Below are 15475 nucleotides of genomic sequence, written 5' to 3'. Positions count from 1 at the left end.
ATGTCGTATTTATTTCTTTGAGATCATCACTTTGGAGGTTTTAATGCCAATGTTTAAAGATAATGTAGAATACATAATTAGAAATGTACAATTAGAGGATGCCGAGGTACTTTTGGATATTGGAAGATCTGTTATTTCTGAGGGCAAATATTTTATCGCAGTATCAGAAGAAGTAGAAAAAACGCCATTACATGAGGAGAAAGTACGAATACAAAGAATATTGGATAATATAAAAGAAACTCTTATTGTAGCGGAAGTGAATGGTGTAGTTGTAGGATCGATAGAATTTCGTTCGCAAACTAGGAAGAGATTATCACACTCTGGTTCTGTTTCAATGTCGATAAGCAAAGATTACAGAAGCATGGGAATAGGAAAGGCGCTTTTAAAGGCATTATTAGACTGGGCAGAAGAAAACCCATTAATTGAAAAGGTAAGTTTAGGGGTCTTTTCAACAAATCAAAGAGCAATTTCCTTGTACAAGCAGATGGGTTTTTTGGAAGAAGGTCGTTTAATTAAAGAATACAAGTTAAATCATGGTGAATATATTGATGATGTTCTTATGTACAAATTTGTATAATAACCTAATATGGTGTTTGTTAAGAGTTAGTTAAGCAAACACCAGTAAATATAAATTATTGGATTTACCCTCGTTATTCAATTAACGGGTGCTCTAGCACAATAAAGAATAAATATTTAGAGCCAAAAATATGCAAGTTTTTATTCACTACTTGCGTATTTTGGCTCATTTTACCTTCATAAAACATACTGACGTTTATAGCATTTTTTAATTCCCAAATACAGATGAATATCCACTATTTCTTGAGGAAAGCACCACCCACTTGCAATGGTGGTTGATGTGCTTTCCTTTAATGATTGATTTTCAATTCTTTTGTGTAATCTGCTGGACGTTTTTCCAGGAATGCCGAAATCCCTTCTTTACCCTCGTTACTACTTGCCCTCTCCGCAATACTTAGAGACTCTAAAGTCATTTGTGACTCTAGTGATTCTTGGTGGGACTGATACACTAATTTTTTGGTAGCTCCAAAAGCATTCATTGGTCCATTTGCTAATTTTTCAGCTAAACCAAGGACAAATGGCATTAAGTTATCAGTAGGTAATACATCATTGACGATTCCCCACTCTTTTGCCTCCATCGCACCAACTGGACGATTGGTATAAAATAATTCGAGAGCACGTCTCACCCCAACAAGGATCGGTAAGAAGTAACTTCCAGCACAATCCGGTGTCAAACCAATTTGGTTATAAGCGGTCACAAATTTTGCATCCTCTGAAGCATAGACAAGATCGCACGCACACGCCAAACTCATTCCTCCGCCTGCCGCTACTCCATTTACAGCTGCAATAATTGGTTTATTCATTCTGGCAAAATGGGAAATGGCCTGATGGAGATAGGCGGTTACAATTTTCAAATGAGCTCCGATTTCATCGCCTTCATTCGCAAAACTACTTAAATCCCCACCAAATGAAAACTTATCTCCAACTCCAGTCAAAACTACTGCACGTATTTCTTCGTTTTCTGAGCAAGTAACAGCGACTTCCATTAATTCTTTTGCAGTTTTCAAATCGACTGAATTCCCTGCTTCCGGGCGGTTTAATGTAATGATTCCGACACGATTCTCAATGGCTAATTGTACATAGTTCTGCTCCAACATTATTTCCTCCTTCTTGTAACAAAAAATAACAATTTAGTCCTGGTTCTTAGATTCGATAAACTGATTGTATTCTCCTGTTAGAATCGTTTAATGCCGGAAATATGATGATTTGGATATGGGCAATTAATACCCAAAAGAAGATGAATACATTAAAGGTTCTGGTACAAATAGATTCGTTTTTCAGACATGGTAAAGGGATCAGCGAAGATGTCATTTCCCTAAAGGTTTTGATTGGGCTGAAAAATATTTGTCAGACACGTACTACCTAATAGTGGTCAATTACTAGTAGTTGCAAAAAGTTATGTGGGAGAAAGTTACAGATTGGTTAAAGGATAGAGGTGAAATAAAAGGGGCGCATTTAACTAACGGGGGCTATAACGGAATAAGAAGTTAATAAAATCGTAAAAAACACAGAGTCACATTGGCTTGGGTTTTTATTGTTAAATACAGTGTTATTCACACTGCTATTCCTGATGCTATTTCGGTATGATTAAAGGTATTCTCACCTTATACGGAACCCGTTGTAAATTCTCTTGGTTTTTAAAAATTTTCATAAATGTGTAACGTTTTTCTTTATGAAGTTACTAAACATATGACAGCACTGAAAGGAGGTACATTATTGGATGAATTTAAACAATTATACGATAAACATGAAAAACAGATTTCTAAATACCTATTTTATTTAGTTGGAGACAAACATCTCGCTGAAGAGTTGACCCAAGAGACATTTTTTCAAGCATTTAAGTCAATACATCGTTTTAAAGGTGAAAGCAAAGTGTCTACTTGGTTATTCCAGATTGCCAAGAATACATTTTATACTTATATGAGGAAGAATAAGAAGATTGATAGAAATATAGATCCCGCTACTATTCAAGAGAGTTTGGCTTTCCAGCAAACACCTGAGGAAATATATGAAAAAAAAGAAGAATCTATCCGCTTAATGAATGCAATAAAAAAGCTGAAACAACCACAACAAGAAATCATGATTTTACGTTTTTATAATGAATTGAGTTTTAAGGAAATCGGTGACATTTTTGATAAAACTGATTTATGGGCAAGGGTTAACTTCTATAGAGCTAAGGGTAAGTTGTCATATATTCTTGATGGAGGTGTAGAAACTTGAGTAAGAAATGTAGTGTAGTTAAAGATTTACTTCCGATGTATAAAGAGGATCTTACAAGTGAAGAAACAAACCAATTTATTGAGGATCATGTGGAGTCATGTAAAGAATGTCAGGATTACTTGGAGGGTATTGAAAAGGTTCTGCCAACAGACGAATCAACAGGTTCAATTGACGATAAATCCGATCAGCAGCTACTGAACGGTGTTAAACGAAGAATGAACAACCTTATATTGTTGTCTTTGCTGGTTGGTGTTTTCATTGGTTCCTTAGTATTCTTTAACCTAATGCTATCGCTAGTTGTATTGGGTATTGCGTTGGTGTTTTTCGTGATTAGAACTAAAAATGAAGGAGTGAGGGGCAATATGAATAATAAATCGTTTCTTATTACGGTTTTAATAGCAAGTTTGTTTTCTATAATAATTTCTTTGAAACTATTCTTTAATCTGGGTGTGTATGCAGATGACTATGGTGGAAACGTAATTCAGGCTTCAGGTGGATGGTTCTGGCTGTATATGCGTTGGGTAAATGTAGGCTTAGTTCTTCTAATTCTAATATTTACTGTAAAGAAGTTAATACATCGGTAAAAGGCAATTAAGATTTAGAAACTTGTAGGGGGACTACCTCTACAAGTTTTTTTGTGTTTCTTATCTTAATGAAAAATATCCATAGACTTAATATTGTACATAATAGTGATTCAGTTTGCTCTAAATATATATTGAAAAAACATCAGGCATTTTTACTTTTCTGTTATAAATTCACCTTCGATTTTCTCAACAATAATACATATACATTCCTTATTCTACTTGTTAGTTTTAATGTATAAGAAATACTGGAAATCATAAACAATTGAACATAAACTCTACTCGGTTCTGTTCATATAGGGGGAATAATTATTAAAGGGTATAAATTCATAGTTATCATTACAACATTTTTAATTGTCCTTTGTGGCATTGTTATTTTTAATTTTAAAAGTACACCGAGTACAGCAACCACGAATGAAGATAAGGATAGTACAGATGTCGTAGAGGTTGAACTCAATGAAAACTCAATTAAAGACCAGCCTACTCTTGGAGATGAGGAGGTAAGTGTTCAGATAGTAGAGTTTGGAGATTTTATTTGCCCGGCTTGTCAGACGTGGAATGAAACGGTCTTTCCAATGATTGAAGAAGACTATATAAAATCAGGGAAAGCAAAATTTTCTTTCGTAAATGTGCTCTATCATGATGATTCGGAACTAGCTTCTTTAGCTGCAGAGGTAGTACACAAGAGAGATCCCAGCTCCTATTGGAAGTTTCATGACAACTTGTTCCGTCATATTAAAAAAGAAAGAGAAATAGACCAAGAAGGAATAGAAGAACTTATAAAAAAACACACAGACATTGCAATAGAGGATCTAAATGAAGATATGAAAAAGCCTGAATTCGCAAGAGAGTTGGAGTTGGATAAGAAGCTAATTAAAGAGCATGGGGTATCTCCAACACCATCTCTAATGATTAATGGAAGACTTTTAGAAAACCCATTTGACTATGAAGAGATTGAAAAAGCGATCAATGGGCACGGAGAAGGGACATGAAAGAAATAGAGAATAAAGCATCGTCGAATTGGTTGCTCTACCTTGCATGGTTAGTATCCATAGCCGGGACCCTTGGAAGTCTCTATTTTAGTGAAATTAGAGGATTTGTCCCATGTGATTTGTGTTGGTACCAACGTATTCTCATGTACCCTTTAATAGTGATTCTGGGTATAGGTACATTTTTAAAAGATTCTGCGGTTAAAAGATATGTTTTGCCTATAGCTATAATAGGGAGTCTCCTATCACTCTATCATTATCTCCATCAGAAGGTTCCAGGATTAAAGGTAGAGTCTTGCAATTATGGGGTACCTTGCAATATGGAATATATAAACATCTGGGGTTTTATTACAATACCGCTCTTAGCAATGATTGCGTTTATGACAATAGCCATTCTGCTATCAATCAAACCGCTTAGGTGAATTTGAAAGGGGTGAGAAAAATGTAGGGACTTAGAAATTCGACATTCTATACATAACTAAAAACAGAGAGGGGAAATTGGATGAAGAAGTTAATTGTTTTGTTCTTTGTAGCAATCATGAGTCTAAGTACGTCTGCTGCTTTCGCGGCTGAGAACACTAAAGGAAATATGAATGTTGATCAACTGAAACAAGAGAAAACGGAAATTGATAAACTGGAAAAAGATATCGCAAAAATTGAAAGTGTAAGCCCTGATGAACTAGAGAGTTTTTACGAAGAAAATAAAGAGTGGATTGCTGACGTAAACGACAGACTTGATGCTCATATGGCTAGTGTTCCTGAAGATGAAAAAGAAGCTGAATTGTTAAATTTACGTGATGGAGATAATCAATTTAGTACAATGGCTGTCTCTTCCAAATATTTCAACGATCATTATTTTCACAAAAGAAATGGTATGTGGACTTATAGTATGTGGCCAAAAACATCTACTAGATTGTTGAGATCTTATGCTAGTGCTGGATGGACTGAACTGACAAACTATTATTCAAACATTGATACAAATAGTTTGGAAGATCAATATTGGTGCCATTTTGAAGCGTTCATTGAATCAGATTGGGATATTGAACAAGGGCGACCAGATGTAGGTTTAATTAAGACAATTGCTGCTTTGTGTAATCCATAATAAAAGAAATAACCCCCTTTACCCACTAAATGCGAGAGTCGGTTGAGAGAGGCAACATTTTGAAGAACCGACGGGCAATAAAGTATTGAAAAACTACAAATTATTTTTTATGAGAGGAGAAACAATAATGAAAAACAAATTTAAAAAAATGGTTTTCATCGCATTAACTACACTGATGGTGTTGGGCAATTTCACTCCCGCTTCCGCAGCAACTGAAACGAATGAATTTGAGTACTTAAAGGACGCAATCGCAACAATTGACGCTGTACCTTCTGAGGAAAGAACTCAATACGAAGAAGATAACCGTGAATGGATTGATGAAATTGGAGAGAGACTGGAAGCTTATTTAGAAACCTTTCCAGAAGAGGAGCAAAATGATGTAGTTAAGCGTCTTTTAAGCGATAACACTATGGTGAAAAATGCAAGTCTTAGCGATAACTCTATGGTGCAAATCGCAAGTCTTAGCGGAAATCTTGACGAATACTTTAATGACGTATGGTATCATAAACGTGGTGATTATTGGACATATTCAATGGAACCAAAGTGGTCCGTCAGACTTTGGGGACCAACAATGGAGGCTGCTTGGGATGAATTAGGAAGAAATTATTATGGTATCCGCAACGACAACGGAAGCCTATGGAACCAATATAAATGCCACTGGGATTATGATGTTTTTGGTGCAGTAGCAGGAAGCTGGGATTTAGAGGTGGGTAGACCGATTGTTTCTGGAACGAAAATGTTTACATCACGTTGCAATCCAGAGTAATTAAATGTAATAAATACGTTTTTGGTAAAAACAACTTTTTCACTTAAGAAAGGTAGCCCGGTAGATGGCTTATACAAAGCTATAAGAAAAGTGTTCCTATTTATAGGAGCACTTTTTTGGTAATACCGACCACTCAATCTATTAGCGCCACATCAACTTAGGGTGGGTACTTTTTTGCTGTTCCCCTGCTCCTGTAATAGCAAAAAAACGTGTCCGCTACTACCTTGGGGTGGGAGTGCTTGCAGCAAGCTTTCGTCGCAAATGAGGTTTTGACAATTATATCGTAGTACGATATAATTTTTATATCATACTACGATATAAAAAGGTGGTGTTTAATTGGACAAAAGAATACGTAGATTTTATATGCCAATGACAGAAACTAGCTTTTATATTCTGTTTGCTTTGCAAAATGAAATGCATGGTTATAGTATCATGAAATATGTGAAAGATCTTACAGATGGTGAAATAGCTTTAGGTGCAGGGACGGTTTATACTAGTTTGTCCAAAATGGAAAAAGATGGACTAATTGTTTTTGTGAAAACAGAGAGCAAGCGAAAGTTTTATAAAATCACTGATTTAGGACGTGAAATCTTAGACATAGAAATCATGCGTATTGAGAGATTATACAAAAACACTAGAGCATAGGGGGATATTATTATGCTTAAGAAGAAATCAATCAGAAAGAATTTCTATATTTCAGATTTTGAGGAGGAGCAAGAATATTTATCATCCCAACACGATGCAGGATGGAGATTGACTGATATAAAAGGTAAGAGATACTTTTTTGAAGAATGCAATAAAGAAGCTGTTACCTATCAGATTGACTTTAATCCTAAAGAACAGCGTAAAAGTGAATATGTACAATTATTTGCTGATTTTGGATGGGACTTCATCACTGAAAAAGACGGTAGCTTTTATTTTTCAAAACCTGCTCTACAGTGTAGCGAAGAGAAAATATTCAGTGATCGTGAAACGAAAATCGCTATGTGCAGAAAGATTATCAAACGTAAGTTAGTTCAACTTATCCCGCTATCGGTCATTTCCGTTTTAGTTTCGTGTGTATTAGCATTAAATATGTTTCATTATAGATTTTTCCCATTAGGAATCATTTTCATTGTATCGCTGGTATCGCTTGGAGGATTAATGCTAACTCTTTACTCAACGAAGTATTTATCGGGCTTTATCAAACTTAAGAAAATAATTGAAGAAAATTAAAATTTAGAAAAGGAGACATGACAATGTATGGTTTCTTAAATATCGGTAGTCTTTTGTTAGGTTTGATTGCATGGATATTGCCTATTGCAAGTCTGGCAAAGCGCAATAAAGAAAATAACAATACTTGGGTTATATTTTCTATAGTAAGTATTAGTGCCTGTGTAGTAGCCCTGATTTTTCAAATTTTATACAATGATTACTTAGTCAGAATAGAGGATTGGTCAGCGCTTATGGACACTTCTAAAGGTGTGGTCCGTCTTTCATCCCTACTAGCTATAGGAACTATAGGACTTAATGTAATTACTGCAATTGTATATAACAAAAAAAGATAATGATAGTAACTCAGGGGAACAGGAACAAGCACTTTAATTGTATTAGGGCTTACAGCTCAAAACAATGTTTATTGGGCATCGAAAAATCAACTAAAAATGGGCTTTTTTTCGCTCTCGAACGAACTTCTTACCACTAATAATCAAAGGGGTTTAATTATTTGATTCCATATAAAGGCTGAATTGAACAAAAGCAACCTCCTCATTAATATGGCTTAGGGGAGGTTGCTTAATACATAACAGAACATTTATGACGATAGATTACTTTGAAGAAGATGTGTTGACCGTCATTGTATTAATATCGCCCACTCGAGGATCTGGTAGTTCATCGTCAGCAAATGTGGATGTTGCAACAGTAGTGCCGACTAGTAATAAGAGTGTAGTAATAAATAAAGACTTTAATTTGAGTTTCATTTTCATTTCTCCTTTGATAGGTTTTTAAGTAATAGGTAAGCACTTTTGTACTTGTGGTTGTTTTCGTAATAATCAGCTAATAATTGAGTGAACTCAACTACGGTTGCCCGATCTTTTTTTGCTTTAAAGTGTGGTAAAGCGGTTGATTGCATGTATTCCTCAAAAGCGGCGGACTTCTCAGTTTTTTCTATGAAAAATTGAAGAACTTGAAATTTGATAAGATATTCGGTGTTTTCTTTATTAGAAGAATATCTACGACCTTCTAAAGCGATTTCCTGAGCCTCTCTGTATTCATCCAGATGTAAATGGGTTTTAGCTAAAAGGTACAAGGTATTACTTGGGTCCCCGCTCTCCCCTTTATAAGAAATAGATTTCTTATAATATTTTACCGCTTCTATATACTTCTCCATTTGGTTATGTATGAGACCCATATTGTGAAATACTTTGGCTTTTAATTTTTCATCTGAATTATTGTCTAATCCATTTAAGATGGCCTGGTACATAGCTAAAGCTTTATCGTTTTCCCCCATTTTGCGATAGTTTACTGCCAGGAGAAGATTGCAATTTTTACATAATCTGTAATTTAATATATTCTCATATCGAGAGAGAGCCATGGTTGTGTAATAGGTCGATAAAGATATATTTTCAAGTTTAGTATATACCAGGCCCATCTGGTAATATACCTCCTCGATGTCCTGTCTCTCCAATGATAGTTCTGCTTCTTTGTAGTGATGAAGAGAAAGTTTTAGGTCTCCGAGCATGTAGTTATATAATCCACAGAACCTATGATAAAAATCAAATGAAAATGGGTCGAGATATTCGGTTAAATTCAGGATTTCTGAATAGGTTTGTTCAGACCTTTCAACTAGACCCCTTAGCAAGTCGATTCTTAATGAAAATAGTTTCTTCACAAGATAGAATGAAGGGAGAGTAAGTGATTCATAATCTTTCTCAATCCTGTTGAATAAGGATACGACTTCTTCTTCTCCAGAATATTTTATTGCAGTATATAACCTCTCGATATCATCTCTAAATCTTGGAATTAGCTTTCTAGGATCATCTGATTGGATGTTCTGTATATTTAGCTTATCGCAAATAAGAGAAACGATTTCAGGATTCGGATTTATCTTATCGTTTTCAATTTTACTAAGATAAGATATTGAACATACCCCATAGGCCAGAGCGGATTGAGGGATCTCTTGCTTTTTTCTCTCGAATTTAATTCGACTTCCCAAAGTAAACTCTTGTATATTTCACACCTCCTTTTACCTACATATTATCAGAATTTGTAACATTTTGTGTGAAAATGTAATTTACAAGACTGGTTGAAAGAAGCGTCAAAAACTTTTTAAGTGCTTTAAAACAAGTATTTTTTCTTGCATTTTCCTGCAGCTAATGAACGTTTAGGCTATGTAGAATCAATAGAATAGCATGGTATTATGCCTGAAACTAAAATAAGAAAAATGAAGATTATTTAGGGGAAAACCTTTAATTTTTTCAACATTAATATCTTGCGACGAGTAGGGTGAAATTTTTTATATGGTTGTTTTAGCCTATGTTATTCGTGTGAAAAGGAGGAATATGAGTGGTATTTAAAGATCTGTTAAAAAACAATGAGTGGATAAAGCCAAGGGAATTACAAAATCAAATACTTAAATCTAAGAGCAGTCCAAAAGGTTTTGGACTGCTCTTTAATTTTAAGTTTTTATATTTATTGTCCAAGTATAAAAGTGAAAGTGGGTAAAGTACGCATAACATCGGTTAAGGAAATCATATTGGGGTCAGACCCTCGGCACGGGGAAGCATTAATGTACCGGGAGTCTGACCCCATTCTCCATTTTATTTAAAAAGCAAAAATATTTGAGAAAAGAGCCTTTTTTAAAAGACCCAGATTCTTATGATTCTAGGTCTTTTCTATTATTGAATACAATGCTAAATGCACTGTCATTTTAAAATAATCCAGTTATGATTTTAAGTTTTCCCTCCCTAAACGAAATCCACTAAATTGAACGCTACTTCTTTTTCCTCTCACTATTCAATACCTTTATCATCCTTCATCAACTTCTTCATATCAATCTTAAGCATCCGGTCCATCGGGTAGGTGGTCGTATAACGATATTTATCAGCACCGGATTCAAATACCACGTAGAGCTCTTTTTGTACTTCCACGATTCCCTCAGGCATTGGAATGGCTTCTATGCTCTGACGCGGTTTTGCCGTGTGGCCATCAAGGAACCACAGAGGCACTTGTTTTCCTTCAACCGAAACATGGGCATGAGGATCTTCTTTTAACGGGTATTCATATCGGTACAGCACGCTGTCGTTGGCTCTTCCATAGGAGGTACTAAGGGTGACGCCATTTCTTGCCGCCTTCTGCATGATGGCTCCCTGGACTTTCCCTGTCGTCGAGAGAACGTAATCCGGCACGGCATTGTGGTCAGGCGAGCCGTTCCACTGTTCTTTACTAAGCATGTCATTATTTCGTTCTAAATCATATCCGATCATCCATGCATAGTGCATTTCCCCGTCCCTGTTCTCGATATGGTGCGATGGATCAGTCGGATAGGAGTTTGCCTCGTAGAATTCCCCGACCCAGAGAATGCCTTCATCATAAACGGTGTAAGCCGCTTCGACCGGTAATGGAATCTGTTTGTTGAACTGGATTTCTCCGTTATTTTCTGCTTGTTCCAGGTCGCTTAAATTGAAGGTGAACAAGTGATTTTCGGATGCGACCCAGCCGTGATCACGACTGACGGTGACTCCGCCTGCATGACCGGTATACGGTGTGCCGTCCGTATTGTAAAGAACAACGGATTTCACCAATTCTCCAGTTGTACGATCTGTTACGGTAATGGTACCCGGCCGAATCCCATCATCGACGTAGCTGACGGTAAGCAGCCAGTCTTTTTTCTTATAATAGGTCAATCCTTGAGGAACGAGCCCTTGGGATAGTCCTGCGATTACCGGTCCGTCGGAACTGATATCCCATAAACCTTGGTAGGCGGGATCTTTTTCATGTTCCCACCGTTCCAGCTGCGTGATGATCTGGTGTTCCGGCGTTACGAGTACAGGCGCTGATTTCTCCGATACGTTTCCAGATGTATCCTCGGCGCTTACTTGTAACGAGTACGATTGATTACCAACCAATGTATAGAGTGTAAATTCCGTCTTGGATGGATCTACGGAGTATTCAAGTTCGCCATCTTTGTAAATGTGATAACGGTATAGATCGGATTCAGTTGAAGCGTCCCAGGTCAAAACGGCTTCTCCGTTGCCCAGAGCTGCCTCAAGGTTGGTCGGTGATTGCGGTGGTTCTTCATCTGACACGGGACGATCCGGTGCTTGATCTTCAACAACCCATCCCGGAGTCGGATATTGGCCAGCTGCCAATTTTTCCATTGTCCGGGTATTATCTTTTGGATAGGTATAAGTGACGGTTTGTTTTAAAGAAACGTCCTCTCCAGAGTATTCGGCTCTGACAACTTCAAGTCCATCAGGGTCATAAACGGTCAGTGTATTACCCCCGTTGACCAAACCAGCGATATCACCAAGGACGATCGTATCCTCTTCTTGAAGATACTTGCTTTTGTACGAATAGAAATAGTTATAGTTGAATGCTTCCAGGGAAATAGGGTTGATGCTTGCGTTTCTAGTCCAGATCACTACTGTATCCCAAGGCTTCAAGATGTGAGTGTCCCCGATTTCTTCATCCCAGTTATAGGAGGAGAAACGATACCCTTTCAAATCGATCGGGTCCGGGCTGTTGTTATATAGCTCAAAGTATTCGAATGCATCGTAGCCTGCATAGTTATCGGTGTTCGGAATCAATTCGGTGATCAGTAGATTTGGTGTCGGTACGTTTTCTGACGGTCCTGTGACGAGTGGTGCTGTAGCTTCCGATTCGTTTCCGACTTGATCGAGTGCCGTAACTTCGAAAGAGTACTCCCTGTTCAATTCCAGAGGGGAGATAATCAAACTCTTCTTGTCAGGGGCGACTGTACCGTAAAGTGTTCCGTTAATGTAGACGTGGTATCCTGCAAGATCACTCTCTGTATTGGCGGTCCACAATAACTTGACATGATCACTGCCTGGAGTTGCTTTCAGTCCGGTTGGAGTAACGGGAGCTTCTCTGTCCACGACTTCCTGTGGGACAACCCGGACTTCCTTTGTTGCCGGGGATTCGTTTCCTTCTGCGTCCACAGCCGTCACCCGGAAAGTATATGCATGCCCATTTTCCAATTCTTCAATGATTGAAGTGGGGGCGTCTGTAGAAGTGGTCGTTCCATCAGAGTGGTAGATAGTATAGGAGACTGCATCTTCTGAAGCTTCCCAATCAAGGGTAACCGATTGGTTGGCGGGAGTTGCAGTCACGTTGGTTGGTGTCGCAGGACCTGCCACCTGTTCAGTCAAAAGGACGGAGGGAGTTGGTTGTTCTCCGTTGCGGAGCTTCGTCATTGCCGGTGAGCTGTTTGCTTCATAAATGATGCTTCGGTTTATGATGCCATCGACTTCCCCATCATTGATCAACGCAGTACTGAGAATATTGTCCTCCGCATCCGCAAGCCCTACCTGGCGAAGGCTGCTGTCATGCAGTCCTTGACCGGAAGTCGTCAGCTTGATTTCGTATACGTCATCGGGAGTGAGGTACATGTCATAGTTAGAGTTGAAATCCCACAGCGGTACATCAGGATAAGCGAATTTCTTTAACCAGAGTACAAGGGATTCTTTCGGCTCGATGGTTTTGTCATCGATGGGCCATCGGTTGGCCGGGCTTGAGAAGTTACTCGTGAAGTATTGGAGCTGATAGTCTTGTAGATTGATGGCTTCTGAGGTGGTATTATAGATTTCGACGTACTCATAGGGCTGCCCTATGCCTGCTGATTTGGTGACGATTTCCGTGATGACAAGAGGCGGGGTGGTTTCATTCGCATTTGCGCTGTGAACTTGAAGCAATAAAAGTCCTGAGATTCCTAAAGCAAGAAGGACAACTATCCGGCTGATTGATCTGTTTTTCAACTTTATTTCCTCCTTTAAAATGGTATTTGTGTATAAATGAAAAGAACCCCATGGCAATGGGGTGCACGATAATCGTACACGCGATTGACACAGGGTTCTCCTCATCTCTACCCGATATATATCTTACTAACTCCATCATACAATGAGCGCCTGGGGGTGGCAATGGTCATTCTGTAATATTTGGAATTTTTAGATATATCGTTGAAATGAAGGGAAGATTGGTGTATGATAAAAGGAATATTAAGAGGAATGAAGCTTGGTAGGAAGAGGAGAAGAGATCACCTATGAAGCGAACTGTATGATTTTTTCACATTGGGGTGGAGAAGTCAGGCATTCGTTTTGTGGCGCGGTCTCTTTTTCATTTAAGGAGGATGGCGAGATGGCGCATTACATGAATGAAGCAACGGAATTTTTCTGGCAGCATGATATCTATTTCCGGATTTTGGTCAGTGCTGTATTAGGATTCATCATCGGGTGGGACAGGACATCGAAAAATAAGCCCGCTGGTTTAAAAACATACACGTATGTATCGGTGGCCTGTACATTGATCACGATCGTGTCCATCGAAGGGGCGAATATGCTCAGTCAACCGGACAGTGGAAAGGTGATGGATCCGTTTCGACTGGCAGCCCAGATTGTATCCGGGCTCGGGTTCCTCGGTGCAGGTGTGATCCTGAAAGATGGATTACGGGTGAAAGGACTGACATCAGCTGCGATGATTTTTTACGTTGGGGGAATCGGGATAGGTATCGGAGCCGGCTTCTATTCCATTGTCATCTTCGCGACATTTGTAACCTTCATCATTACGAAGATAGGAAACTTCTTTGAAGAGCATGAAATCACGTCAGTGCGCTTTCCTTGGACCCGGAAAAAAAGTAAGGCAGAGGACGTAGAAAAAAAGGTAGGAACTTAAAGTGAGGTCAACCTCAGTGTAAGCAATTCAGTTACGAAAAATTTATCATTACAAAGGAAAAGGCATACGAATTCCCAAATGAATTCGTATGCCTTTTCTTATTGTTATATCAAAATGGAAAAAGTGGGCTCATCAAAGGTCATTATATTTTCTTCCGAAAAACCAAATTTTAAATAAAATAACCTCCCTGCTTCATTTTCGGGATGAACCGTTAAATTCAAACGATGACAAGAATGATTGGTGGTTTTTATATGTCTGATTACTTCATTTAACGTTTTTGAACCCAATCCTATTCTTTGAAATCTTTTATCTATGAAAAAATGAAACAGCCAGTAATCATCTCTACTCCCTGGAGTATAATGCAGATTGAAAAAGCCCACCATCTTATTTTGATTGTAAATGCCATATGGCTCTACCACTTTTCCACCTGGTCTTATATACGCTTTAGCAAGGGCAATAGCGACGGGAGGATGAATAGATGAAACATATTTCAGTTGTTCATCATGGACGGATAGTTCAAGTGCTTCTCGCCAATTGTCATCACTGATTAATTTAATACTTATATCTGACATACGACACCTCAGTTATTTTAATCTGATTTAACTAACCATTTTGGTTAAAAGTCCAGATTCCACAGCTTAGGATCCCCAGAGGAAATGGCAAGTGCACCGGCTCTCAATCCATTCAGAATATCTTGCTTATTACTGATTAGGCCACCAGCGATGATGGGCAGCGTAGTCATGGTCGTCAGTTTATCAATGACAGACGGCATAAGACCGGGAAGCACCTCAATCGCATCCGGCTTGCAGTTCTGTGCGATATCAATCCCTTTCACAAGGGCATTGCGGTCGATGAGAAAAAGGCGCTGGATCGTCATCAAGCCTTCTTCCTTTGCATATTTGATCAGGTTGCTCCTCGTCGTAATGATGCCAGCCGGCTTCCAGATTTCTGCTATGTATTTAATGGCACTCTTCGTATTGGATAATCCATCGATGAAATCAATATGGATAAACGTGGTTTTACCGGATTCCTTTAACTTTTTCAGATACCCATCCATCGTAATCAAATTGCCGGTTAGGATGAACACGATGTTGGCGTTTGATTGTATGGCCTTTTCCAAGTCTTTTTCTTCCTTTATGGAAGCGATGACTTGGGATTGGACGATGTCGATAATGTTAGGTTTCATGGAATTGGCCCCTTTTAATAATCTGAATATTGTTTTTTCTTTTAGTATAGCATAGTTGTTTGGGGATTCTTCTTTAATGGAGGCGATGATCTGAGAATTGATGATATATTGGTCGCTCCTTTAGAGAGTGTGGATGGTACCTTTATAGGTGAATATATTAGACTGCCT

Annotated in this window: 17 protein-coding genes; 11 read left to right on the top strand and 6 right to left on the bottom strand. The window is 38.2% G+C overall.

Annotation, left to right across the window (positions count from 1 at the left end; translation table 11 throughout):
• Positions 1–43 precede the first annotated feature (43 nt).
• The gene (locus ACQKFO_RS19310; protein ID WP_427600446.1) at positions 44–577 is read left to right on the top strand and encodes an N-acetyltransferase family protein; all 534 of its coding nucleotides are present in this window, start codon (positions 44–46) and stop codon (positions 575–577) included.
• Between the two features lie 289 nt (positions 578–866).
• Here ACQKFO_RS19310 and ACQKFO_RS19305 read toward each other — a convergent pair whose 3' ends face one another.
• The gene (locus ACQKFO_RS19305; RefSeq protein WP_427600445.1) at positions 867–1673 is read right to left on the bottom strand and encodes an enoyl-CoA hydratase/isomerase family protein; all 807 of its coding nucleotides are present in this window, start codon (positions 1671–1673) and stop codon (positions 867–869) included.
• A gap of 619 nt (positions 1674–2292) precedes the next feature.
• Between ACQKFO_RS19305 and ACQKFO_RS19300 the strand changes: the two genes are divergently transcribed.
• The 9 genes from ACQKFO_RS19300 to ACQKFO_RS19260 all read left to right on the top strand — a co-directional run bounded on the left by ACQKFO_RS19300 (position 2293) and on the right by ACQKFO_RS19260 (position 7781).
• Positions 2293–2796, top strand: coding sequence for an RNA polymerase sigma factor (locus ACQKFO_RS19300; RefSeq protein WP_427600444.1), 504 nt, complete (start codon positions 2293–2295; stop codon positions 2794–2796).
• Positions 2793–3380, top strand: coding sequence for a zf-HC2 domain-containing protein (locus ACQKFO_RS19295; protein WP_427600443.1), 588 nt, complete (start codon positions 2793–2795; stop codon positions 3378–3380). Before ACQKFO_RS19300 ends, ACQKFO_RS19295 begins: the two co-directional genes overlap by 4 nt.
• Positions 3381–3673: 293 nt before the next feature.
• Entirely contained in the window at positions 3674–4369 is a 696-nt protein-coding gene (locus ACQKFO_RS19290; RefSeq protein WP_427600602.1) for a thioredoxin domain-containing protein, read from the top strand.
• Entirely contained in the window at positions 4366–4788 is a 423-nt protein-coding gene (locus ACQKFO_RS19285) for a disulfide oxidoreductase (RefSeq protein WP_427600442.1), read from the top strand. Before ACQKFO_RS19290 ends, ACQKFO_RS19285 begins: the two co-directional genes overlap by 4 nt.
• 80 nt (positions 4789–4868) lie before the next feature.
• The gene (locus ACQKFO_RS19280; RefSeq protein ID WP_148996075.1) at positions 4869–5468 is read left to right on the top strand and encodes a DUF2599 domain-containing protein; all 600 of its coding nucleotides are present in this window, start codon (positions 4869–4871) and stop codon (positions 5466–5468) included.
• Between the two features lie 127 nt (positions 5469–5595).
• A complete protein-coding gene (locus ACQKFO_RS19275) occupies positions 5596–6234 on the top strand; it encodes a DUF2599 domain-containing protein (RefSeq protein ID WP_315634304.1) in 639 nt (212 codons plus the stop codon).
• A 336-nt stretch (positions 6235–6570) separates the two neighbouring features.
• On the top strand, positions 6571–6879 hold the full coding sequence (locus tag ACQKFO_RS19270) for a PadR family transcriptional regulator (RefSeq protein ID WP_148996073.1): 309 nt from the start codon (positions 6571–6573) through the stop codon (positions 6877–6879).
• Positions 6880–6891: 12 nt separating this feature from the next.
• Positions 6892–7449: a DUF2812 domain-containing protein gene (locus tag ACQKFO_RS19265; protein ID WP_148996072.1), complete on the top strand. Its 558-nt coding sequence runs from the start codon at positions 6892–6894 to the stop codon at positions 7447–7449.
• A 23-nt stretch (positions 7450–7472) separates the two neighbouring features.
• Complete coding sequence (locus ACQKFO_RS19260; protein WP_315634306.1) at positions 7473–7781, top strand: hypothetical protein; 309 nt, start codon at positions 7473–7475, stop codon at positions 7779–7781.
• A 258-nt stretch (positions 7782–8039) separates the two neighbouring features.
• Here ACQKFO_RS19260 and ACQKFO_RS19255 read toward each other — a convergent pair whose 3' ends face one another.
• The 3 genes from ACQKFO_RS19255 to ACQKFO_RS19245 form a co-directional block, all read right to left on the bottom strand.
• Positions 8040–8192: a hypothetical protein gene (locus tag ACQKFO_RS19255; protein ID WP_427600441.1), complete on the bottom strand. Its 153-nt coding sequence runs from the start codon at positions 8190–8192 to the stop codon at positions 8040–8042.
• Between the two features lie 2 nt (positions 8193–8194).
• Entirely contained in the window at positions 8195–9427 is a 1233-nt protein-coding gene (locus tag ACQKFO_RS19250) for a helix-turn-helix domain-containing protein (RefSeq protein ID WP_148996070.1), read from the bottom strand.
• A 796-nt stretch (positions 9428–10223) separates the two neighbouring features.
• Positions 10224–13208, bottom strand: a complete 2985-nt coding sequence (locus tag ACQKFO_RS19245; RefSeq protein ID WP_427600440.1) for a lamin tail domain-containing protein — start codon at positions 13206–13208, stop codon at positions 10224–10226.
• Positions 13209–13587: 379 nt separating this feature from the next.
• On the opposite strand from ACQKFO_RS19245, the gene ACQKFO_RS19240 reads away from it, so the two are divergent.
• On the top strand, positions 13588–14121 hold the full coding sequence (locus tag ACQKFO_RS19240; RefSeq protein WP_427600439.1) for an MgtC/SapB family protein: 534 nt from the start codon (positions 13588–13590) through the stop codon (positions 14119–14121).
• 104 nt (positions 14122–14225) lie between these two features.
• Here the strand turns inward: ACQKFO_RS19240 and ACQKFO_RS19235 are convergent, their stop codons facing one another.
• Entirely contained in the window at positions 14226–14693 is a 468-nt protein-coding gene (locus tag ACQKFO_RS19235; RefSeq protein ID WP_427600438.1) for a GNAT family N-acetyltransferase, read from the bottom strand.
• 44 nt (positions 14694–14737) lie between these two features.
• On the bottom strand, positions 14738–15307 hold the full coding sequence (locus tag ACQKFO_RS19230) for a glycerol-3-phosphate responsive antiterminator (protein WP_427600437.1): 570 nt from the start codon (positions 15305–15307) through the stop codon (positions 14738–14740).
• Positions 15308–15475 lie beyond the last annotated feature (168 nt).

The organism is Rossellomorea sp. NPDC071047 (genome assembly GCF_050270195.1).
Lineage (GTDB): Bacteria > Bacillota > Bacilli > Bacillales > Bacillaceae_B > Rossellomorea.
Note: the sequence above shows the minus strand (reverse complement) of the source record. Positions and strands in the feature narration are given on the sequence as shown.